The 19,346-nt window shown below is 66.5% G+C and carries 23 protein-coding genes and 1 pseudogene; 20 read left to right on the top strand and 4 right to left on the bottom strand.

Going from position 1 to position 19,346, the window contains the following annotated elements; all coding sequences use genetic code 11:
- Window positions 1-4 precede the first annotated feature (4 nt).
- Window positions 5-277 (bottom strand): oxidative damage protection protein, encoded by a 273-nt coding sequence (locus AC3A6B_RS05995; RefSeq protein ID WP_487835846.1) that lies wholly within the window; start codon window positions 275-277, stop codon window positions 5-7.
- A gap of 129 nt (window positions 278-406) precedes the next feature.
- Between AC3A6B_RS05995 and AC3A6B_RS05990 the strand changes: the two genes are divergently transcribed.
- The 11 genes and pseudogenes from AC3A6B_RS05990 (at window position 407) to AC3A6B_RS05940 (ending at window position 8,977) form a co-directional block, all read left to right on the top strand.
- A complete protein-coding gene (locus AC3A6B_RS05990) occupies window positions 407-1,435 on the top strand; it encodes a sulfate ABC transporter substrate-binding protein (protein WP_487835845.1) in 1,029 nt (342 codons plus the stop codon).
- Window positions 1,436-1,458: 23 nt separating this feature from the next.
- Complete coding sequence (gene ssuE, locus AC3A6B_RS05985; RefSeq protein ID WP_487835844.1) at window positions 1,459-2,043, top strand: NADPH-dependent FMN reductase; 585 nt, start codon at window positions 1,459-1,461, stop codon at window positions 2,041-2,043.
- Between the two features lie 103 nt (window positions 2,044-2,146).
- Window positions 2,147-2,284: a hypothetical protein gene (locus AC3A6B_RS05980; protein WP_487835843.1), complete on the top strand. Its 138-nt coding sequence runs from the start codon at window positions 2,147-2,149 to the stop codon at window positions 2,282-2,284.
- 31 nt (window positions 2,285-2,315) lie between these two features.
- On the top strand, window positions 2,316-3,272 hold the full coding sequence (locus AC3A6B_RS05975; RefSeq protein ID WP_487835842.1) for a sulfonate ABC transporter substrate-binding protein: 957 nt from the start codon (window positions 2,316-2,318) through the stop codon (window positions 3,270-3,272).
- A 17-nt stretch (window positions 3,273-3,289) separates the two neighbouring features.
- Complete coding sequence (gene ssuD / locus AC3A6B_RS05970; RefSeq protein ID WP_487835841.1) at window positions 3,290-4,459, top strand: FMNH2-dependent alkanesulfonate monooxygenase; 1,170 nt, start codon at window positions 3,290-3,292, stop codon at window positions 4,457-4,459.
- Between the two features lie 20 nt (window positions 4,460-4,479).
- On the top strand, window positions 4,480-5,310 hold the full coding sequence (gene ssuC / locus AC3A6B_RS05965; protein WP_487835840.1) for an aliphatic sulfonate ABC transporter permease SsuC: 831 nt from the start codon (window positions 4,480-4,482) through the stop codon (window positions 5,308-5,310).
- A 14-nt stretch (window positions 5,311-5,324) separates the two neighbouring features.
- Window positions 5,325-6,285: pseudogene (locus AC3A6B_RS05960) on the top strand (aliphatic sulfonate ABC transporter substrate-binding protein).
- An 8-nt stretch (window positions 6,286-6,293) separates the two neighbouring features.
- Complete coding sequence (locus tag AC3A6B_RS05955; protein ID WP_487835839.1) at window positions 6,294-7,103, top strand: ATP-binding cassette domain-containing protein; 810 nt, start codon at window positions 6,294-6,296, stop codon at window positions 7,101-7,103.
- A 38-nt stretch (window positions 7,104-7,141) separates the two neighbouring features.
- Entirely contained in the window at window positions 7,142-7,357 is a 216-nt protein-coding gene (locus AC3A6B_RS05950; RefSeq protein ID WP_028250350.1) for a TOBE domain-containing protein, read from the top strand.
- 78 nt (window positions 7,358-7,435) lie between these two features.
- Complete coding sequence (epsC, locus tag AC3A6B_RS05945) at window positions 7,436-8,350, top strand: serine O-acetyltransferase EpsC (RefSeq protein WP_487835838.1); 915 nt, start codon at window positions 7,436-7,438, stop codon at window positions 8,348-8,350.
- A 75-nt stretch (window positions 8,351-8,425) separates the two neighbouring features.
- Window positions 8,426-8,977: an NADPH-dependent FMN reductase gene (locus tag AC3A6B_RS05940; RefSeq protein WP_487835837.1), complete on the top strand. Its 552-nt coding sequence runs from the start codon at window positions 8,426-8,428 to the stop codon at window positions 8,975-8,977.
- A 12-nt stretch (window positions 8,978-8,989) separates the two neighbouring features.
- Here AC3A6B_RS05940 and AC3A6B_RS05935 read toward each other — a convergent pair whose 3' ends face one another.
- Entirely contained in the window at window positions 8,990-9,637 is a 648-nt protein-coding gene (locus AC3A6B_RS05935) for an FMN-dependent NADH-azoreductase (protein WP_487835836.1), read from the bottom strand.
- Window positions 9,638-9,771: 134 nt separating this feature from the next.
- Between AC3A6B_RS05935 and AC3A6B_RS05930 the strand changes: the two genes are divergently transcribed.
- The 7 genes from AC3A6B_RS05930 to AC3A6B_RS05900 all read left to right on the top strand — a co-directional run bounded on the left by AC3A6B_RS05930 (window position 9,772) and on the right by AC3A6B_RS05900 (window position 15,961).
- On the top strand, window positions 9,772-10,686 hold the full coding sequence (locus AC3A6B_RS05930) for a LysR family transcriptional regulator (RefSeq protein ID WP_487835835.1): 915 nt from the start codon (window positions 9,772-9,774) through the stop codon (window positions 10,684-10,686).
- Between the two features lie 188 nt (window positions 10,687-10,874).
- Window positions 10,875-11,447, top strand: a complete 573-nt coding sequence (locus tag AC3A6B_RS05925) for an RBBP9/YdeN family alpha/beta hydrolase (protein ID WP_487835834.1) — start codon at window positions 10,875-10,877, stop codon at window positions 11,445-11,447.
- Window positions 11,444-12,445, top strand: coding sequence for a sulfate ABC transporter substrate-binding protein (locus AC3A6B_RS05920; protein ID WP_487835833.1), 1,002 nt, complete (start codon window positions 11,444-11,446; stop codon window positions 12,443-12,445). The genes AC3A6B_RS05925 and AC3A6B_RS05920 overlap by 4 nt, the downstream gene beginning before the upstream one ends.
- A gap of 86 nt (window positions 12,446-12,531) precedes the next feature.
- Window positions 12,532-13,422: a sulfate ABC transporter permease subunit CysT gene (gene cysT / locus AC3A6B_RS05915; RefSeq protein WP_487835832.1), complete on the top strand. Its 891-nt coding sequence runs from the start codon at window positions 12,532-12,534 to the stop codon at window positions 13,420-13,422.
- Window positions 13,419-14,324: a sulfate ABC transporter permease subunit CysW gene (gene cysW, locus AC3A6B_RS05910; RefSeq protein WP_487835831.1), complete on the top strand. Its 906-nt coding sequence runs from the start codon at window positions 13,419-13,421 to the stop codon at window positions 14,322-14,324. Before cysT ends, cysW begins: the two co-directional genes overlap by 4 nt.
- Window positions 14,325-14,336: 12 nt before the next feature.
- A complete protein-coding gene (locus tag AC3A6B_RS05905; RefSeq protein ID WP_487835830.1) occupies window positions 14,337-15,431 on the top strand; it encodes a sulfate/molybdate ABC transporter ATP-binding protein in 1,095 nt (364 codons plus the stop codon).
- Window positions 15,428-15,961 carry a disulfide bond formation protein B gene (locus tag AC3A6B_RS05900; RefSeq protein ID WP_487835829.1) on the top strand — a complete coding sequence of 178 codons (534 nt, stop codon included), beginning with the start codon at window positions 15,428-15,430 and terminating at the stop codon, window positions 15,959-15,961. The genes AC3A6B_RS05905 and AC3A6B_RS05900 overlap by 4 nt, the downstream gene beginning before the upstream one ends.
- Here the strand turns inward: AC3A6B_RS05900 and AC3A6B_RS05895 are convergent.
- On the bottom strand, window positions 15,931-16,623 hold the full coding sequence (locus tag AC3A6B_RS05895) for a P-loop NTPase family protein (RefSeq protein ID WP_487835828.1): 693 nt from the start codon (window positions 16,621-16,623) through the stop codon (window positions 15,931-15,933). The two genes, AC3A6B_RS05900 and AC3A6B_RS05895, sit on opposite strands and share 31 nt — an antisense overlap.
- Window positions 16,624-16,825: 202 nt before the next feature.
- Between AC3A6B_RS05895 and AC3A6B_RS05890 the strand changes: the two genes are divergently transcribed.
- On the top strand, window positions 16,826-17,128 hold the full coding sequence (locus tag AC3A6B_RS05890) for a helix-turn-helix transcriptional regulator (protein WP_487835827.1): 303 nt from the start codon (window positions 16,826-16,828) through the stop codon (window positions 17,126-17,128).
- Window positions 17,125-18,498 (top strand): type II toxin-antitoxin system HipA family toxin, encoded by a 1,374-nt coding sequence (locus AC3A6B_RS05885; protein WP_487835826.1) that lies wholly within the window; start codon window positions 17,125-17,127, stop codon window positions 18,496-18,498. Before AC3A6B_RS05890 ends, AC3A6B_RS05885 begins: the two co-directional genes overlap by 4 nt.
- Before the next feature lie 15 nt (window positions 18,499-18,513).
- Here the strand turns inward: AC3A6B_RS05885 and AC3A6B_RS05880 are convergent, their stop codons facing one another.
- Window positions 18,514-19,263 carry a hypothetical protein gene (locus tag AC3A6B_RS05880; protein ID WP_487835825.1) on the bottom strand — a complete coding sequence of 250 codons (750 nt, stop codon included), beginning with the start codon at window positions 19,261-19,263 and terminating at the stop codon, window positions 18,514-18,516.
- Window positions 19,264-19,346 lie beyond the last annotated feature (83 nt).

Genomic DNA, 19,346 nt, shown 5'->3' with positions numbered 1-19,346 from the left:
GGTGCTAGTTGCTGGGAGGAACGTAGCCCTGCGCGACGTCCGCGCCTTCGCCGAAGAAGTGCTTTTCCATCTGGCGCGCCAGGTACTGGCGGGCACGGGCATCGGCCAGGTTCAGCCGGTTCTCGTTGACCAGCATGGTCTGCTGCTTGAGCCAGGCGGCCCAGGCTTCCTTGCTGACGTTCTCCCACAGGCGCTTGCCGAGTTCACCGGGGTAGGGCGGGAAATCGAGCCCTTCGGCCTCTTTGCCGAGCTTGATGCACTGGACCATGCGTGCCATTTGGATTGCCTTCGTGTGGGTTGCTTAGTTGATTTCGCTATTTAGAACTGAGAACTCGGTCGTTCCAGTTTCTTTATGCGCTCTTCAGAATTCGCGGCTTCACTGTTATGCCCTCCTGAGCACAAGACCATGAGCTTTCGCCGCGACTTTATCAAGCTTTCCCTCGGCGCCGCCGCTGCCGCCAGCATCGCCCTGACGGCATTGCCGTCGTTCGCGCAAAGCGTGACCTTGCTCAACGTGTCCTACGACCCGACGCGCGAGCTCTACGTGGACTACAACAAGGCTTTCGCCAAGTACTGGAAGGGGAAGACCGGCCAGGACGTGAGCATCAAGCAGTCGCACGGCGGCTCCGGCAAGCAGGCGCGCTCGATCATCGATGGCATCGACGCCGACGTCGCCACGCTGGCGCTGGCCGGCGACACCGATGCGCTGGTCAAGCATGGCGGGCTGGTCAAGGCCGACTGGCAGAAGCGCCTGCCGCACAACTCGGCACCGTACACCTCGACCATCGTCTTCCTCGTGAAGAAGGGCAATCCCAAGGGTCTGAAGGACTGGGACGACCTGGCCAAGCCCGGCGTGCAGGTGATCACGCCCAACCCCAAGACCTCGGGCGGCGCGCGCTGGAATTACCTGGCCGCATGGGAGTTCGCCAAGCGCAAGTACGGCGGCGACGCCAAGGCCCGCGAGTTCGTCGGCAATCTCTACAAGAATGTGCCGGTGCTCGACACCGGCGCGCGCGGCTCGACCATCACCTTCGTGCAGCGCGGCGTGGGCGACGTGCTGCTGGCCTGGGAGAACGAAGCCTTCCTGGCCCTGAAGGAATTCGGCCCCGACAAGTTCGACATCGTCGTGCCCTCGGTCAGCATCCTGGCCGAGCCGACGGTGACGGTGGTCGACAAGGTGGTCGACAAGAAGGGCACGCGCGCGGTGGCCGAGGAATACCTCAAGTACCTGTACTCCGACGAAGGCCAGGACATCGCCGGCCGCAACTACTACCGCCCGACCTCCGACAAGGCCAAGGCCAAATACGAGAAGCAGTTCCCCAAGCTCACGCTGTTCACCATCGACCAGGCCTTCGGCGGCTGGGCCAAGGCGGACAAGGAGCACTTCGCGGACGGCGGCTCCTTCGACCAGATCTACACCGCCAAGCAAAAGTAAATTAGAAGCAGGCGAAGTCACCGATGTCCGTTCTCCTGATTGCCGGCAGCCCGTCGGCGCCTTCGCGCTCGGCCGTGCTGCTCGATGCGGTGGCCGCGCGGCTCGCGCTGCGCGACGTGCCGGCCGATCGTCTCGCGATCCGCGAACTGGCCGCGCATGCGCTGCTGCTGGGCGAGGCTTCACATCCTTCCGTGCAGCATGCGGTCGAACAAGTGCGGCGGGCCGACGCGATCGTGATCGCGACGCCGGTCTACAAGGCGGCCTACAGCGGCGTGCTCAAGGTCTTTCTCGACCTGCTGCCGCAATCCGCGCTCAAGGGCAAGACGGTGCTGCCGCTGGCCACCGGCGGCAGTCCGCACCACATGCTTGCGCTCGACTACGCGCTCAGGCCCGTGCTGCAGTCGCTCGCGGCGCGGCACATCCTGCCCGGCGTGTATGCAACCGACGGCCAGGTCACGCTGCAGCCCGAGGGCGCGTACCAGTTGCAACAGGAGCTCGCGCAGCGGCTCGACGATGCGGTCGACACCTTGGCCAGCGAAGGGCTGAAGCTGCCCGCCACCAGCGGCTTCGAGCCGGTGCCCTTCTCGCGCGTGCGATGTAGCGTCTGAGGCCGGGCCGGCCGGCCCCGCGCACCTCTTCTCATTTCCTCCTCATTGGTTTTTCGCCGCCAGCGTGCGGCGCGGGACAACTCACGCCTGAAAGACATACGCCATGCATCCCGTCAGCACCGAAGACCTTCCCCTCGATGCGCCGCCGCGTCCGCTGCGGCGCGCGCTGCGCGACCTCGCCATCAGCGTAGTGGTGGTCGCTGCCATTGCGCTGATCGTCGGCTTCATCACCGCGAACTGAGCCGCGGGCTCGATCCATCGAAAGCATCACCATGACATTGCATTCATCGAAGCGCCGCCAACTGATCCAGGGCGCCGCGGCTGCGATCGCCCTGCCTTCGCTGGCGGCACTTGCCCAGGCGCCGGCGCGGCAGTTGCGCATCGGCCATCAGAAAGGCGTGCTCAGCCTGCTCAAGGGCCGCGGCACCCTGGAGAAGCGGCTGGCGCCGCTCAACGTCTCGCTCAAGTGGACCGAATTCACGGCCGGCCCGGTGCAGCTCGAAGCGCTCAACGTCGGCTCGATCGACTTCGGCGACGTCGGCGAAGCGCCGCCGATTTTCGCCCAGGCCGCCGGCGCGCCGCTGGCCTATGTGGCGGCGACCGTGCCGCGGCCGCAATCGGAGGCGGTGCTGGTGCCCAAGGGCTCGGCCATCCGTTCGGTGGCCGACCTCAAGGGCAGGAAGGTCGCGCTCAACAAGGGCAGCAACGTGCACTACTTCCTGGTCAAGCTGCTGGAGAAGCATGGCTTGCGCTATGGCGACGTCAACGTCGTCTTCCTGCCGCCTTCGGATGCACGCGCCGCCTTCGAGAAAGGCTCGATCGACGCCTGGGTGATCTGGGACCCGTTCCTGGCCGCGGCGGAGAAGACGCTCGAAGCCAAAGTGCTGGCCGACGCCACGGATGTGGTGGGCAATCGTGCCTTTTACTTCTCCTCGCTCGGCTATGCAGAGAAGAACGCCGACGTGATCCGGATCCTGACCGAGGAGATCGACAAGGTCGACCAGTGGGGTCAGGCCAACAAGAGCGCTTATGCCGCCGAGCTCTCGCAGCTGTGGGGCATTCCGCAGCCGGTGGTGGACGTCGTGGTGGGGCGCGCGAACTACGGCACGAGGCCGATCACCAGGGCGGTCCTTGCGGAGCAGCAGAAGATCGCCGACACCTTTTTCTCACTCGGGTTGATCCCCAAGAAGATCAACGTGCTCGATGCAGCGGCCGCCGGTATTGCCTGACAGCGCGAGACCATACCATGCAAGTCTTCTGGTTCCTCCCCACCCACGGCGACAGCCGCTACCTCGGCACCATCGAGGGCGCACGCCCCGTCGACCTGGCCTATCTGCAGCAGGTTGCCGGCGCGGCCGACCAGCTCGGCTACGAGGGCGTTCTGATTCCCACTGGCCGCTCCTGCGAAGACCCGTGGGTGATCGCGGCCAGCCTGATCGGCGCGACGCGGCAACTCAAGTTCCTGGTCGCGGTGCGGCCCGGGCTACACCAGCCCAGCCTGGCCGCGCGCATGGCAGCGACCTTCGACCGGCTCTCGGGTGGGCGCGTGCTGGTGAACCTGGTGACCGGCGGCGACCAGGCCGAGCTGGAGGGCGACGGCGTCTTCCTCGACCACGCATCGCGCTACGAGCAGTCGGCCGAGTTCATCCGCATCTGGCGCGAGATCATCGCGCGCAGCCATGAGGGCCAGAGCTTCGACTACGAAGGCAAGCACCTGAGCGTGAAGGGCGCCAAGCTCTTGTACCCGCCGACGCAGAAACCGTATCCGCCGGTGTGGTTCGGCGGCTCCTCGGCGGCGGCGCACGAGCTCGCGGCGGAGCAGGTCGATACCTATCTCACGTGGGGCGAACCGCCGGCCGAAGTCGCGAAGAAGATCGCCGACGTGCGAGAGCGCGCCGCACGCAAGGGCCGCACGGTGAAGTTCGGCATCCGCCTGCACGTGATCGTGCGCGAGACCGAGGACGCGGCGTGGAAGGCCGCCGAAGAACTGATCAGCCGCGTCGACGACGACACCGTGATCCGCGCCCAGGCCGCCTTCGCACGCATGGACTCGGAAGGCCAGCGCCGCATGACCGCCTTGCACGCTGGCGGTGCCAGGCGAACCCGGGCCGAGCTGGAGATCTCGCCCAACCTCTGGGCCGGCGTAGGCCTCGTACGAGGCGGCGCCGGCACGGCACTGGTGGGCGATGCGAAGACGGTGGCGGCGCGCATCGAGGAGTACGCCGCGCTGGGCCTGGACAACTTCATCCTCTCGGGCTACCCGCACCTCGAAGAGTCGTACCGCTTCGCCGAGCTGGTGTTCCCGCTGCTGCCGCGCAAGCGGCGCCCGGGCCTGCCGGGCGGCGCGCTGACCGGTCCCTTCGGCGAGGTCGTCGCCAATCTCGATGCGCCTGCGCGCCTCGTTTCGCAAAGCTGATCAAGGCAAGGATTTTCTTCATGACTGAACAAGTGCAGCCATTGCCGGTTGCGGCACCTTCGCTGGGCCAGGCTCGAAGCTTCGGCCTCGGTGTCGCCAGGCGCCTCGTGCCCTGGCTCGTGCCCGTGGGGCTGGTCGTCGCGTGGCAGATCGCCTCATCGCTCGGCTGGCTCTCCACCCGCGTGCTGCCGGCGCCGGTCGACGTGGTCAAGGCCGCGTGGACGCTGGCGGTCTCGGGCGAGCTGTGGACCCACGTGAAGGTCAGCGCCGGCCGGGCCTTGTCGGGCCTGGCCATCGGAGGCGGGCTCGGCCTTGCGCTGGGCCTGCTGACCGGCTCGGTCAAGTTCTTCGAGACCCTGCTCGATTCCACCATCCAGATGGTGCGCAACATCCCGGCGCTGGCGCTCATTCCGCTGGTGATCCTCTGGTTCGGCATCGACGAATCGGCCAAGCTGTTCCTGATCTCGGTGTCGGTGTTCTTCCCGATCTACCTCAATACCTTCCACGGCATCCGCAATGTCGATCCGCAGCTGATCGAGATGGGCCGCACCTACGGGCTCTCCCGCTTACAGCTCTACAAGGAGGTGATCCTGCCCGGTGCGCTGTCCTCGATCCTGGTGGGCCTGCGCTTCTCGCTCGGCCTGATGTGGGTGATCCTGATCGTGGCCGAAACCATCTCGGCGCAGGCCGGCATCGGCTATCTCACGATGAACGCACGCGAGTTCCTTCAGACCGACATCGTGCTGGTGGGCATCCTGCTCTACGCGCTGCTCGGCAAGCTGGCCGACGTGTTCGCCCGCGGGCTTGAGCGCTGGTGGCTGCGATGGCATCCGGGCTACCAGGCGACGTGAAGGAGGAGGGCGACATGACTTCTTCTTTCACTCGCCGCGCCGCGCTCGGCGCACTGGCTTCGCTGGCCGGCGGCACGGCCTTCGCGCAAGGCACGGCACCGTCCACGATCCGCATCGGCTACCAGAAGTCGTCGACGCTGACCGTGGTGCTCAAGACCCAGGGCACGCTGGAGCGGCGGCTCGCGCCGCTGGGCGTGAAGATCAGCTGGCACGAGTTCGCAAGCGGCCTGCCGCTGCTCGAAGCGCTCAATCTCGACAACCTCGACTTCAGCGCCGACGTGGCCGACACGGTGCCGGTGTTCGCACAGGCCGCGGGCGCGAAGCTGAGCTTCGTCGCGCAGGAGGCGCCGTCTCCGGCGGCGCAGGCGATCGTCGTGCGCGCCGATTCACCCATCCAGTCCGTGGCCGATCTCAAGGGCAGGAAGGTCGGCTTCGCCAAGGCGGCCGGTGTGCACCTACCTGCTGATCGCCGCGCTCGACAAGGCCGGCCTCTCGTTCAAGGACATCGAGCCGGCCTACCTGACGCCGGCCGACGGCCGCGCCGCCTTCGAGCGCGGCGCGGTCGATGCCTGGGTCGTGTGGGACCCGTTCCTCTCCGCGGCGCAGCGCCAGTCGAAGCTGCGCGTGCTGGCGGACGGCACCGGCATCGCGTCGTACCAGCGCTACTACCTGGCCGGAACGCCGTTCGCGAACGCGCGTCCCGACGTGCTGCGCGTGCTCTACGGCGAGCTGCACAAGGCCGGCCTGTGGGTCAAGCAGAAGCCCGCCGAAGCGGCCGCGCTGCTGGCGCCGGTGTGGGGACTCGATACCGCCACGGTCGAGCAGGCCAATGCCCGGCGCAGCTACGCGGTGCGGCCGGTGCTTGCCGGCGGCCTGGCCGAACAGCAGCGCATCGCCGATGCCTTCTTCGCTGAGAAGCTGCTGCCCAAGAAACTCAATGCGCTCGACGTGGCGCTGTTCAACCCCGGAGCCTGAGAAAAAACATGAACGCCATCCTCCAGCAAGGCTTTGCCGGCGTGCGCCTCGAAGCGCGTGGCCTCCACAAGCGCTACGGCACGCGCGAGGTGCTTCGCAACACGCAGCTCACGATCGAGCCCGGCCAGTTCATCGCCATCGTGGGCCGCAGCGGCTGCGGCAAGAGCACGCTGCTGCGCCTGATCGCGGGTCTCGAGGAAGCCTCCGAAGGCGGCCTCTACACCGATGGCAAGCCGGTCGACGGGCTGCACGACGACACGCGAATCATGTTCCAGGAGGCGCGCCTGCTGCCGTGGCGCCGCGTGCTCGAGAACGTCACGCTGGGCCTGCCGCCGGCGGCGCGCGTGCGCGGCGAGGAAGTGCTCGCGCAGGTCGGCCTGGCCGATCGCAAGGCGGAGTGGCCGGCGCGGCTGTCGGGCGGACAGCGCCAGCGCGTCTCGCTGGCGCGTGCGCTGGTGCATCACCCGCGCCTGCTGCTGCTCGACGAGCCGCTGGGCGCGCTCGATGCGTTAACGCGCATCGAGATGCACCGGCTGATCGAGAACCTGTGGCAGCGCCATCGCTTCACGGCCTTGCTGGTCACGCACGACGTGCAGGAAGCCGTGGCGCTGGCCGACCGCGTGATCCTGATCGAGGACGGCCGTATCGCGCTGGACGAGAACATCGCGCTCGCGCGGCCGCGCTCGCAGGGCGATCCGGCTTTCGCCGCGATCGAGAAACGCATCCTCGACCGCGTGCTGCAGAAGCCCGAGGGCGAGCCGGCCAACGACACGCGCTGGGCCGACGGGCCGGCGCACGTGCTGCGCTGGGCGGTTTGAGCTTTTTCCTTTTCTTTTTTTTCAACAGGAGCCTCTCCATGTCCATCCAAGCCATCAACGTGCGCAACCAGTTCAAGGGCAAGGTCCGCGAGATCATTCGCGGCGACGTCGTCTCCGAAGTCGACGTCGAGACCGCCTGGGGTATCGTGACCTCGGTCATCACCACGCGCTCGGTCGACGAGCTGCAGCTCAAGCCGGGCTCAGACGTGGTCGCGCTGGTGAAGTCCACCGAGGTCTCGATCGCGAAGCTTTAGGGCTGACGGGCCCTAAACCCTCCCGGCGCCGCGTTTGCTCCCGATGCCGCAACAATGTGCGGAAACTTGGAGCAAGCCATGGCCGGATTCGATGTGAGTGAGATCGTCAGCGCGCTGCACGAGGTGCGCGACGAGTGGCGCGATTCCCAGAAGCGTTCGCGCGAGCCGGGCAGCCGCGAGTTCCCCTCGCGCGATGCGCTCGCTGCCATCGTCGAATCGCTGAAGGGCGCGCTGTTCCCGATGCGGCTGGGCCCGCCCGATCTGCGGCACGAGAGCGAGGACTTCTACGTCGGCCATACGCTGGATTCGGCCCTGCAGTCGTTGTTGACGCAGGCCCGCCTGGAGCTGCGCTACAACGCGCGCCATCAGCCGCGCGATGCGGCCGAGATCGATGCGGAGGCGGAGGAGGCGGTGCGCGCCTTCGCCGCCGCGCTGCCCGGCATTCGCCACCTGCTCGACGGCGACGTGCTCGCCGCCTATCAGGGCGACCCGGCGGCGCGCAGCGTCGACGAGGTGTTGCTGTGCTACCCCGGCATCCTGGCGATGATCCATCACCGCCTCGCCCACCAGCTCTACGACCTGGGCCTGCCGCTCCTGGCACGCATCGTGGCCGAGCTCGCGCATGGGCAGACCGGCATCGACATCCATCCGGGCGCTCAGATCGACGCCGGCTTCTTCATCGACCACGGCACCGGCGTCGTGATCGGCGAGACCACCGTGATCGGCAAGCGCGTGCGCCTCTACCAGGCCGTGACGCTGGGCGCCAAGCGCTTTCCGACCGATGTGGAAGGGAACCTGCAGAAGGGCCTGCCACGCCATCCGATCGTGGAAGACGACGTGGTGATCTATGCCGGCGCCACCATCCTCGGCCGGGTAAGGCTGGGCAAGGGCGCGATCATCGGCGGCAACGTGTGGATCATCGACGACGTGCCGGCCGGTGCCAGCGTGACGCAGGCGAGCCTGCAGAACGCGCCGCAGCACCGGTTGCCGTGATTGGGCTTTTCCGGAAAAGGTCATAGGCGCTTCGCACAATAGCTTTTCCGTCAACCCCGTTCAAAAGGAGTTTTCATGGCCCAGACCCGAATCGCCGTCATCGTCGGCAGCCTGCGCAAGGATTCGTTCAACCGCAAGCTCGCGCTCGCGATCGCGCAGCTCGCACCCTCGGACTTCACGTTCGAGCACCTGCGCATCGACGATTTGCCGCTCTACAACCAGGACGACGACGGCAACCAGGCGCCTGCGGTCAAGCGGCTCAAATCGGAGATCGCCGCCTCGCAGGGCCTCTTGTTCGTGACGCCGGAATACAACCGCTCCTTGCCCGGCGTGCTCAAGAACGCGATCGACAATGCCTCGCGGCCCTACGGCCAAAGCGCCTGGGCCGGCAAGCCGGCCGGCGTGATCGGCGTGTCGGTCGGCGCCATCGGCACCGCGGTCGCGCAGCAGCACCTGCGCAACGTGCTGGCTTACCTCGACGTGCCCACGCTGGGCCAGCCCGAGGCCTTCCTCCAGAACAAGGAAGGCCTGTTCGACGACAAGGGCCACATCGCCGAAGGCGGCACCAAGAAGTTCCTGCAGGGCTGGGTCGACAAATACGTGGCCTGGATCAAGAGCCACGCATAAGCCTGCAGTGCCTCAGGCGGCGAGGGCGGCGACGTCCTGATTGGCGGCTTCGCCGGTCACGGCAGAAATCTCGGCGCGGGCGGCGCCCAGCGCAGCCGCCTTCGGCGCTTCGCCCATGGCCAGGCCTTCGGCGCGCACGAAGCGCACGTCGGTGACGCCGAGGAAGCCCAGCACCACCTTGAGGTAGCTTTCCTGGTGCTCCATCGCCTGGCCGCCTTCGCTGGTCGAGTAGATGCCGCCGCGGGTGATGGCGACGATCACCGTCTTGCCGCCGGCCAGGCCCACGGGTCCCTTCTCGGTGTACTTGAAGGTGCGGCCGACCTGCGCGATGCGGTCGATCCAGGCCTTGAGCTGGCTCGGGATCGAGAAGTTGTAGAAAGGCGCGCCGATCACCACCACGTCGGCCGCGAGGAACTGGCTCACCAGCCTTTCGGAGACCGCGTTCTCGTTGCGCTGGCGTTCGGTGAATTCGGTGCCTGCCGGTGCCCGGAAGCCCAGGGAGTGGACATCGAGGTGGCTGGGCGCCGAGACCGCCAGGTCGAGGTAGTCGACTTCGGTGCCCGCATGGGTGCCACGCCATTCGGCGACCACTTCGGCCGTCAGTTGACGCGAGACGGAGTTATCGCCCAGGACGCTGGAATCGATGTGCAGCAGTTTCATGATCTATCGCTCTCTTTCGATATTGGCGCCGGCACGGAAGCGGTCGGCATAGGCGATAGTCTATTTTTGAGTCGACTGATTGATAAGTCGGCGAAATTCACACAGATCGTCCTGCTGATAGGACAATGGTGCCAATGCAAGACCTCAACGACATGGTTTTCTTTGCCGAAGTGGCCGAGCGCGGCGGCTTCGCGGCCGCCGGCCGGGCCCTGGGCATACCGAAGTCGCGGCTGTCGCGCCGCGTGGCGGATCTCGAGGCGCGGCTGGGTGTGCAACTGCTCCAGCGCAGCACGCGGCGGCTCTCGCTGACGCCGGCCGGCGAGCTCTACCTGCGGCACAGCATCGCCATGCGCGACGCGGCCCAGGCGGCCGACGAGGCGATGGCGCAGGTGCAGACCGAGCCCCGCGGCATGGTGCGCATCAGCTGCCCGATCACGCTGGCGCAAAGCGGTTTCAGCGTGCTGATCTCGCAATTCATGCTGCGCTATCCGGCGGTGCAGGTGGAGATGCGCGTGCTGAACCGTCCAGTCGACCTGATCGAGGAGGGCATCGACCTGGCCCTGCGCGTGCGGCCGGTCATCGAGGACAGCACGACGCTGGTGGCCAAGCAACTCGCCGTCAGCCGCGGCGTGCTGGTGGCGACGCCCGAACAGCTTCGCAGGCAGGGTCCAGTGCACACGGTCGACGACCTGGAGCGCCTGGACACGGTCGCCATGTCGGCCACCGACGGCCGCGCCAGTTGGTGCCTGGACGGGCCGGGCGGCACGGTGCGCACCGTGCAGCACTGGCCGCGCTACATGGCGGACGACCTGCTGACCCTGAAGTTCGCGGTGGTGGAAGGCGTGGGTGCCGGCGTGCTGCCGGACTACATGTGCAGGGATGAGCTGGATGCCGGGCGCCTGGTCGAGGTGCTGCCCGGCTGGGGACCGCCGCCGGGCATCCTGCACGCCGTCTTTCCCGCACGGCGAGCGCTGGTGCCGGCGATCCGGCGGTTGATCGATTTTTTTGCGGAGCACACAGTCTCAGGGGGCTTCCGACTGATGGTTTGATCCTGCTTATTCGGCAAACGCCATATAGAAACAAGTAGATATTCGTTTGTCATCGAAGCGTTGCTTTGCAAAATCGGCGCTCCGACCATCCACGAAGTGACAGGGGTGACTCGCTGGTTGTGTTGTTCTCGCACTGGCGGTGCGGCCCCACCTGCGTCCGACCCCGCAGCCCAACAGATAAAGCTCTAGTGACAAAGCCGACCATCGTCATCGTTCCGGGCTGGCGCGACTCCGGCCCCGGCCACTGGCAGAGCCTGTGGGCGGAACGCATGCAGGGCGCGGTGCGGGTGCTGCAGGACGACTGGGTGACGCCGAAGCGCAGCGCCTGGGTCGCAGCGCTCGAGAAGCTCGTGCTGGAAAGCCCGGGGCCGGTGGTGATCGCCGCGCACAGCCTGGGTTGCATCACGACCACGCACCTGTGCGAGGCGGCGGCTGCACGCATCCGCGGCGCGCTGCTGGTGGCGCCGGCCGACCCGGAGCGCCGCGCCGTGCTATCGGATTTCGCGCCCGTGCCCTATGCCAGGCTGCCGTACCGCAGCATCCTGGTGGCCAGCAGCAACGACCCTTATTGCCCTGTGCGCCTGGCCGGCGCCTATGCCCGCGCCTGGGGCAGCGAATTCGTTCGCATGCAGAATGCCGGCCACATCAACATCGATTCGGGGCATGGCGACTGGCCTTTAGGCCTGGCTCTGCTCCAATCGCTGACCGACGAGCCGGCGGCCCTGCTGTCCGGCCGTCCCCAACTCGAAGCAAGACCATGACCTCCAGAACCATCAAGACGATCCTCGTCGCCCTGGCGCTCGCCGCCGCCGGCGCGACCTCGGCCCAGACCCTGCTCAACGTGTCCTACGACGTGGCGCGCGAGTTCTACAAGGACTACAACGCCGCCTTCGTGGCGAATTACAAGAAGACCACGGGCAAGGACGTCAAGATCGACCAGTCGCATGCCGGTTCCAGCGCCCAGGCGCGCGCCGTGGCCGACGGGCTGGAGGCCGACGTGGTGACGATGAACACCACCACCGACATCGAGTTCCTCGCCAACGCCGGCGTGGTCGCCAAGGATTGGGCCAAGCGCTTCCCGAACAACGCGGCGCCCACCACCTCGACCATGCTGTTCCTGACGCGCAACGGCAACCCGAAGGGCATCAAGGACTGGGACGATCTGGTCAAACCGGGCGTCCAGGTCGTGATCGTGAACCCCAAGACCGGCGGCAACGGCCGCTATGCCTACCTGGCCGCCTGGGGCTACGTGAAGAAGAAGGGCGGCAGCGACGCGCAGGCGGCCGAGTTCGTCGGCAAGCTGTTCAAGAACGTGCCCATCCTCGCGCGCGGAGGCCGCGACGCGACCACCGCCTTCCTGCAGCGCAACATCGGCGACGTGCTGATCACCTTCGAATCGGAAGTGGTCTCGATCGACCGCGAGTTCGGCGCCGGCAAGGTCGACGCGGTGTATCCCTCGATCAGCATCCTTGCCGAGAACCCGGTGGCCGTGGTCGAGCGCACGGTGGCGAAGAAGGGGACCGGCGAACTCGCCAAGGCCTACCTCGACTACCTCTATTCGGACGAAGCGCAGGAAATCGCGGCCAAGCACGCCTTGCGCCCGCGCTCCGAGGCGGTGCTCAAGAAGCACGCGGCGACCTTCAAACCGCTGCAGCTCTTCACCGTGCAGGAACTGTTCGGCAGCCTCGGCGAAGCGCAGAAGGTGCACTTCAACGATGGCGGGCAGTTCGACAAGCTGTACACGCCCGGCGGTAAATAAATGAGCGCCTCGCCGAACCGCTTCAAGCAAGCGAAAGCCCCCTCGGGGGGCAGCGATGACACGTTAGTGCAGAGCGTGGGGGCACGATGAGCGGTGCCATTTCTTCGGCGCTGCCGTCCGCGGCGGCGCCGCTTGCGCGTGCGGGCAACACGGGCGCCTCCAAGCGCGTGCTGCCCGGCTTTCACATCACGCTCGGCTTCTCGATCCTGTACCTGAGCCTGATCGTCCTGATCCCGCTGTCGGCGCTGGTCTTCAAGACCTTCGCGCTGAGCTGGGAGCAGTTCTGGGTGGCAGTGACCGCGCCGCGCGTGATGGCCTCGTACCGGCTGACTTTCGGCGCCTCGCTGATCGCCGCGCTGGTCAACCTGGTGTTCGGCCTGCTCGTGGCCTGGGTGCTGGTGCGCTACAAGTTTCCCGGCAAGCGCATCGTCGATGCGCTCGTCGACCTGCCTTTCGCGCTGCCCACGGCCGTCGCCGGCATCTCGCTGACCGCGCTGCTGGCCGGCAACGGCTGGATCGGCCAGTTCCTCGAACCGCTGGGCATCAAGCTGGCCTTCACGCCGGCCGGCGTGGTGATTGCGCTGATCTTCATCGGGCTGCCCTTCGTGGTGCGCACGGTGCAGCCGGTGCTCGAGGACACCGAGAAGGAACTCGAAGAAGCCGCGACCAGCCTCGGCGCGACACGGATGCAGACTTTCATCAGGGTGATCCTGCCCTCGATCACGCCGGCGCTCCTGACCGGCTTCGCGATGGCCTTCGCGCGCGCCATCGGCGAGTACGGCTCGGTGATCTTCATCGCCGGCAACATGCCGATGATCTCCGAGATCACGCCGCTGATCATCATCGGCAAGCTGGAACAGTACGACTTCGCAGGGGCCACCGCCGTCGCATTGGTGATGCTGGTCATTTCGTTCCTGCTGCTGCTGGTCATCAACGGCCTGCAGGCCTGGCAACGGCGCAGGGGGGCATCGGCATGAGCGCGGCTTCGTCGAGAACGATTCGCCGCGCACAGGCCGGCACCACCGAATCGGCCTGGGTGCGCTGGACCCTGATCGGCTTGGCGCTGGCCTTCATGTTCCTGTTCCTCGTGCTGCCGCTCGCCGCGGTGGCGACCGAGGCGCTGCGCAAGGGCGTCGACGCCTACATCGAAGCGCTCAAGGAACCCGATGCCTGGAGCGCGATCCGCCTCACGCTGATCACGGCCGCGATCGCGGTGCCGATGAACCTGGTGTTCGGCGTGGCGGCCGCATGGGCCATCGCCAAGTTCGAGTTCCGCGGCAAGGCCTTCTTGACTACGCTGGTCGATCTGCCCTTTGCGGTGTCGCCTGTCGTCGCCGGCCTGATCTACGTGCTGGTGTTCGGCGCGCAGGGCTGGCTCGGGCCCTGGCTCGCGGCGCACGACATCAAGATCATCTTCGCGGTGCCCGGCATCGTGCTGGCCACCGTGTTCGTGACCTTTCCCTTCATCGCGCGCGAACTCATTCCGCTGATGCAGGCACAGGGCACCGAGGAAGAGCAGGCCGCCATCGTGCTCGGCGCGACGGGCTGGCAGACCTTCTGGCGCGTGACGCTGCCCAATATCAAGTGGGGGCTGCTTTACGGCGTGATCCTCTGCAACGCGCGCGCCATGGGCGAGTTCGGCGCGGTGTCGGTGGTGTCGGGCCACATCCGCGGCCAGACCAACACCATGCCGCTGCACGTCGAAGTGCTCTACAACGAGTACCAGTCGGTCGCCGCCTTCGCGGTGGCCTCGCTGTTGGCCATCCTGGCACTGGTCACGCTGGTGATCAAGTCGGTCATCGAATGGCGCCACGAACGCGAAATGAAGGCCATCGCCGAGCTGCCGCCGGAGCGGCCGCAACCCGCCGTCGCCGCCTGAGGAGAAAAGATCATGAGCATTGAAATCCGCAACGTCAGCAAACGCTTCGGCGACTTCCACGCCCTGCGCGACGTGAGCCTCGACGTCGATTCGGGCGAACTGGTCGCGTTGCTTGGCCCCTCGGGCTGCGGCAAGACCACCTTGCTGCGCATCATCGCGGGGCTGGAGACCGCCGATACCGGCAGCATCCTGTTTGCCGGCGAAGACACCACCGACGTGCATGTGCGCGAGCGCCAGGTCGGCTTCGTGTTCCAGCATTACGCGCTGTTCCGGCACATGACGGTGTTCGAGAACGTGGCCTTCGGCCTGCGCGTCAAGCCGCGCGGACTGCGCCCCAGCGAAACCCAGATCAAGACCAAGGTGCACGACCTGCTCAAGCTGGTGCAGCTCGACTGGCTGGCCGACCGCTATCCGTCGCAGCTCTCGGGCGGCCAGCGCCAGCGCATCGCGCTGGCCCGCGCGCTCGCGGTGGAGCCCAAGGTGCTGCTGCTCGACGAGCCCTTCGGCGCGCTCGACGCCAAGGTGCGCAAGGAGCTGCGCCGCTGGCTGCGCCGGCTGCACGACGAGCTGCACGTCACCAGCATCTTCGTCACCCACGACCAGGAGGAAGCGCTCGAAGTGGCCGACCGCGTGGTGCTGATGAACAGCGGCCGCGTCGAGCAGGTCGGATCGCCGCAGGACGTGTGGGACCATCCCGCGAGCCCCTTCGTCTACGGCTTTCTCGGCGACGTCAACCTGTTCCACGGCCGCGCGCACGAGGGCGAGGTGCATGTCGAAGGCCTGCGCATCGATTCGCCCGAGCACCGCGAGCTGCGAAACGGCAGGGCGCTGGCCTATGTGCGGCCGCACGACCTCGACATCGAACGCTACGCCCCGGGCGCCACCGGCATCGTCGCGACATTGAGCCGCGCCATCGTGGTCGGCCCGATCGCACGGCTGGAACTCGAACCGGTGGAATCGAATCCAGACAATCCTGGCTCCGGAACCATCATCGAGGCGCAACTCCCTGCGCAACAGTTCCGGGACCTGGCTCTGGCGGAAGGCGACACCGTCGTCGCCAGGCCGCGCAAGGCCAGGGTTTTTGTCGAAGATTGGGTTTCTCCGTGATCGATTGGTATTTCGGCGCACCGCGCCGCGCTCTCGCGCTGATCTGCGCCGCCTGCGTGGCGATGCTCGCCTTCGGGCTCTACCTGCAGCACGTGGTCGGCCTCGAGCCGTGTCCGATGTGCATCGTGCAGCGCTATGCGCTGGCGCTGGTGGCGGTCTTCGCCGGGCTGGCGGCGGCCAGCCGCAGCCGGGGCCTGCAGGTCACCGGCGCGCTGCTGGGGCTGGTGATGGCGGTCGGCGGCGCCTACACGGCGGCGCGCCAGAGCTGGCTGCAGTGGCATCCGCCGGAGGTCGTGTCCTGCGGGCGCGACCTCTACGGGATGATCGAGACCTTCCCGCTCAAGCGCGCGCTGCCGATGATCTTCCGCGGCGGCGGCGACTGCACGCAGATTGACTGGACCTTCCTGGGCCTGTCGATCGCGAACTGGTCATTCATCGCGTTCACGGTCTTCGGGCTGTTGCTGCTGGTCCTGCTGCTTCGCCGCACGGGCCAGGGCGCTCAGAGCGGCAGGGTGTCGAAGGCCGCGTAAGAGGTCGCCAGCCAGCTCTTGACCCGCTGCCGCTCCAGCAGCCCGAGTGCATGCGGGCCTTCGCGGTCGTTGACCGCCTTCCAGAAGCTGGTGTTGCGCCCATCGATCTTGCGCATGCTGGCCTCGTGCAGGCGCGGCAGCGCGATGACGCGGGCGCCGTGCGCGGTCGCCTTGCTGAGCGACTGCGAACCGAGCAGCAGGCCGAAGTCGCTGCCGCGGCCGTAGTTCTGCACCACGAGGTAGTTCGGCCGGTTGCCGAAGGTGTCGACCAGCGTGCCGAGCAGGTCGCTCGAATCCTTGCCGTCGTCGAGCACGTGCCAGAAGTTGACGGTGACGCCGAGCTCGGCGAAGACGTCGAACAGGTCGGATTCCTTGATCCAGCGCGCCAGCGGCGCCAGCGTCTGCGCAGCAAGGTCGACGATCACGCTTTGCTGCGGATTCGATTCGAAGCCGTTCACGACCGTGTCGAGGCCTTCGTAGCTGTCCACCACCACCGGCGAGGCGAAGCCTTCATAGAAGCGGGTGAAGGAGCTGTGCGAGCGATCGGTGTCGAAGCCGACGAAGGGCCGGCTGTGATCGATGAAGTACTGCGCCAAGACCCGTGCCGTGACGGATTTGCCGACACCGCCCTTTTCGCCGCCGATGAAATTGAGGGAGCTCATGAGGTTCCTGGGGATGGAGAAGTGCGAAGCATTCTAGGGGTCGCCATGGGGGCAGCCGGCCGATCGATAGCGGATGGAAAATATGACCAATAAAATATGCAAGAAGTAGGAATGAACAATATATTGAGCATTTTGCCTCGACGGCCGCGGGGATTGTGCTTAATATGATTTGCACATTTAACTTTTGCCCAATGAGTTGCACATGACCACTCTCGCCGAAGTCGGCGGCTTCCTCCGCCAGGCTCGAAAGGATCGGGCCATGACGGCCTCCGAGCTCGCCCTGAAAGCAGGTATCTCCCGCAACACCTTGGGCGCTCTGGAAGCGGGGCGGGGGAACGTCGAGCTCAACACCCTGCTCGCCTTGCTCAAGAGCCTGGGCCTTGAACTGCAATTCGTTCCGCAGGTGGTCGCAGACCTGACGCGGGCCGGCAGCGATACCAAATCCACCAGCCTGCAGGACGAAGTGAGCCGCCTGATGCCGAAACAGGCGAGGCGCGGCAGATGAGCGTCGTACGCTCGCTGCGGATTCGATTGGGAAGAACGGGTGTCGGCTCGCTCTTCGGGCTCGACGACGGGCGGGTGTATTTCAGATTCGACGACGACTATGCAAAGAACCCGGCACGGCCGGTGCTGTCGCAGCTCTACGTCGTCGCGCCTGCGACCTCGGGCAGCGCCGAAAGAGTGGCCCAGGCGTTCGCCGAAGCCGAAGCCGCCACGGTGGCCCAGTTGCTGGACCCGGCCCTCGATGTCAACCGCGGCGACGGCAAGTTCGGATTGCCGCCTTTCTTCCAGAATCTGCTTCCGGAAGGGCCTCTGCGCAAGCAACTGGTGGGCGACCTGGGCCTGGACGTGAATGACGAACTCGGTTTGCTGGCAGCCTGCGGCGGCGATCTGCCCGGCGACGTTTGGGCGGATGCGGAAACGCTCGACGAGGTGGCGCTGGGCCGGTTGATCGGCCAAAGCCGGGACAGCTACGAAATGAGCTCCGGGCAGGTGCCCACGCCCCAGCAGACCTCGATTTCGGGTGTCCAGCCGAAGGTGGCGCTGGTTCTGGGCAGCCCGGGGCGCTACGTGATGCGGTCCAAGCAATCGGACGAGAAGCATTTCATCGGCAAGCTGCCGACGGGCGAATACGACCGACTTCCGGAAGTGGAGTACAGCTCGCTGACGCTGGCCGCTGCCGCCGGCGTGAATACCTGCGAATTCCGGCTGGAGCCTTTGTCCGCCATTGCCGACCAGTTGCCTTACGCGCTGCGCAAGGACGACCGGAATTTCCTGCTGGTCTCCCGGTTCGACCGCGACGTCGATACCGAAACCCGGCGCCTGCACATGGAAGACTTCGCCCAGGTCACGGGCACGCCGTCGGAATACAAGTATTCGGGCACCTACGCGGCCATCGGCCTTCTGCTCAAGCGGCGCTCGGCCAGGGGCGAAGCCGACGTGGCGGAGCTGCTGCGGCGCATCAAGGTCTCAGAGCTCCTGGGCAACTACGACGCGCATCTGAAGAACTTCAGTCTCGTGTACCCGCCGGGCCAATCCAGGCCGGAGCTGTCCAAGGCCTATGACATCGTTGCCTACGGTGTCTACCTCAGCGGCTCGGGACACGGACTGCCTTTCTTTCCGAACCAGACGCAGCGCACGCTGCTCACGCCCAAGACGCTGCGCGAACTCGGCAACGCCTGGGACATCCCTGAAAAGCAGCTGCGCGAGGTCGTCGCAAGCTGCGTGGACCAGGCAATGAAGACTTGGCCCAGCCTGTTGAAGACGCTGCCGCTGTCTGCCGCGCATCGGACCCGGCTCGCCGAGTACATCCAGACCAATCCGAGCGTCGCATCGTGGCGCAAGCGCCATCCAGACGCGGACTGGTTCGACTAAAGAAGCGTTTTCCCGCTACCTCTGAACCATCGAGAAGAAAGGAACGAGGCTGCCCAGCAGCCAGTTCTGGCTGAAATCGAGCGCGGCGCGGCGGTATTTCTCGTCGGCCTGGGCGGCCAGCAGATCGAGACGCGCCACCACCTTGGAGAGCTCGCGATCGACCACCAGGTTGCGGCCGCGATCACTGATCTCGGTGGCAAGCAGCAGCGGCTGGCCCTCCGGGTTCGTCTTGGAACTGATCAGCCAGAGCGAGATCTCGACGTTGCGCGCGGCGCGGTAGCTGTTCTCGGCGTTCACCGCGTCGAGCATGCTCTGCTCCCAGGTGCCGCCGTTGGCCTGCTTGAGTATCGACGCCCATCCGACCACCAGCGCGGCCACGCGGTCGCCTTCGTAAGCCTTGGGTCTGGTTTCGAAAGCCAGCCGGATCGCATCGATGCCGGTGGCGCCTTGCAGACCCGGCAGGGGACTCTCCTGCGAGATCGCGTCCCAGGTGCGCTGGATGGCGTCTTCTGCGCTCGGGGCCCATTTGCGCCATTCGCGCGGATTGCGGCGGTAGAGCGAGAGCTGCACGCGCCGTATCGATTGCAGGTTGTCGCGCAGCGCCAGGTTGGCGATGCGGTTGGCGCCGGACTGGAGCCATTCGTTGCCGGCATAGGGCTCGGCGCGCTCGGTCGTGCCGCAGGCGGCCAGGCCCATCAAGGCCACGGCACCGCCCAGCAGCCATACACGAAGCCCGGCGCGGGGGGAAACGGGGGAATCGCTCATGGCTCGCACGTTATCATCGTCGCCTCGGGTGGCCGCCGGTCCTCGAGCTTCGGGCCGGCAAAATTTCTCCTTACAAATCAACA

The sequence above is a fragment of the Variovorax sp. Soil_C_33 genome, from assembly GCF_057656935.1.
Note: the sequence above shows the minus strand (reverse complement) of the source record. Positions and strands in the feature narration are given on the sequence as shown.

Excerpts from the sequence above, each read along its gene's own strand:
- AC3A6B_RS05995 (WP_487835846.1), bottom strand. The coding sequence starts at position 277 with ATGGCACGCATGGTCCAGTGCATCAAGCTCGGCAAAGAGGCCGAAGGG.
- AC3A6B_RS05990 (WP_487835845.1), top strand. The coding sequence starts at position 407 with ATGAGCTTTCGCCGCGACTTTATCAAGCTTTCCCTCGGCGCCGCCGCT.
- ssuE (WP_487835844.1), top strand. The coding sequence starts at position 1,459 with ATGTCCGTTCTCCTGATTGCCGGCAGCCCGTCGGCGCCTTCGCGCTCG.
- AC3A6B_RS05980 (WP_487835843.1), top strand. The coding sequence starts at position 2,147 with ATGCATCCCGTCAGCACCGAAGACCTTCCCCTCGATGCGCCGCCGCGT.
- AC3A6B_RS05975 (WP_487835842.1), top strand. The coding sequence starts at position 2,316 with ATGACATTGCATTCATCGAAGCGCCGCCAACTGATCCAGGGCGCCGCG.
- ssuD (WP_487835841.1), top strand. The coding sequence starts at position 3,290 with ATGCAAGTCTTCTGGTTCCTCCCCACCCACGGCGACAGCCGCTACCTC.
- ssuC (WP_487835840.1), top strand. The coding sequence starts at position 4,480 with ATGACTGAACAAGTGCAGCCATTGCCGGTTGCGGCACCTTCGCTGGGC.
- AC3A6B_RS05955 (WP_487835839.1), top strand. The coding sequence starts at position 6,294 with ATGAACGCCATCCTCCAGCAAGGCTTTGCCGGCGTGCGCCTCGAAGCG.
- AC3A6B_RS05950 (WP_028250350.1), top strand. The coding sequence starts at position 7,142 with ATGTCCATCCAAGCCATCAACGTGCGCAACCAGTTCAAGGGCAAGGTC.
- epsC (WP_487835838.1), top strand. The coding sequence starts at position 7,436 with ATGGCCGGATTCGATGTGAGTGAGATCGTCAGCGCGCTGCACGAGGTG.
- AC3A6B_RS05940 (WP_487835837.1), top strand. The coding sequence starts at position 8,426 with ATGGCCCAGACCCGAATCGCCGTCATCGTCGGCAGCCTGCGCAAGGAT.
- AC3A6B_RS05935 (WP_487835836.1), bottom strand. The coding sequence starts at position 9,637 with ATGAAACTGCTGCACATCGATTCCAGCGTCCTGGGCGATAACTCCGTC.
- AC3A6B_RS05930 (WP_487835835.1), top strand. The coding sequence starts at position 9,772 with ATGCAAGACCTCAACGACATGGTTTTCTTTGCCGAAGTGGCCGAGCGC.
- AC3A6B_RS05920 (WP_487835833.1), top strand. The coding sequence starts at position 11,444 with ATGACCTCCAGAACCATCAAGACGATCCTCGTCGCCCTGGCGCTCGCC.
- cysT (WP_487835832.1), top strand. The coding sequence starts at position 12,532 with ATGAGCGGTGCCATTTCTTCGGCGCTGCCGTCCGCGGCGGCGCCGCTT.
- cysW (WP_487835831.1), top strand. The coding sequence starts at position 13,419 with ATGAGCGCGGCTTCGTCGAGAACGATTCGCCGCGCACAGGCCGGCACC.
- AC3A6B_RS05905 (WP_487835830.1), top strand. The coding sequence starts at position 14,337 with ATGAGCATTGAAATCCGCAACGTCAGCAAACGCTTCGGCGACTTCCAC.
- AC3A6B_RS05895 (WP_487835828.1), bottom strand. The coding sequence starts at position 16,623 with ATGAGCTCCCTCAATTTCATCGGCGGCGAAAAGGGCGGTGTCGGCAAA.
- AC3A6B_RS05890 (WP_487835827.1), top strand. The coding sequence starts at position 16,826 with ATGACCACTCTCGCCGAAGTCGGCGGCTTCCTCCGCCAGGCTCGAAAG.
- AC3A6B_RS05885 (WP_487835826.1), top strand. The coding sequence starts at position 17,125 with ATGAGCGTCGTACGCTCGCTGCGGATTCGATTGGGAAGAACGGGTGTC.
- AC3A6B_RS05880 (WP_487835825.1), bottom strand. The coding sequence starts at position 19,263 with ATGAGCGATTCCCCCGTTTCCCCCCGCGCCGGGCTTCGTGTATGGCTG.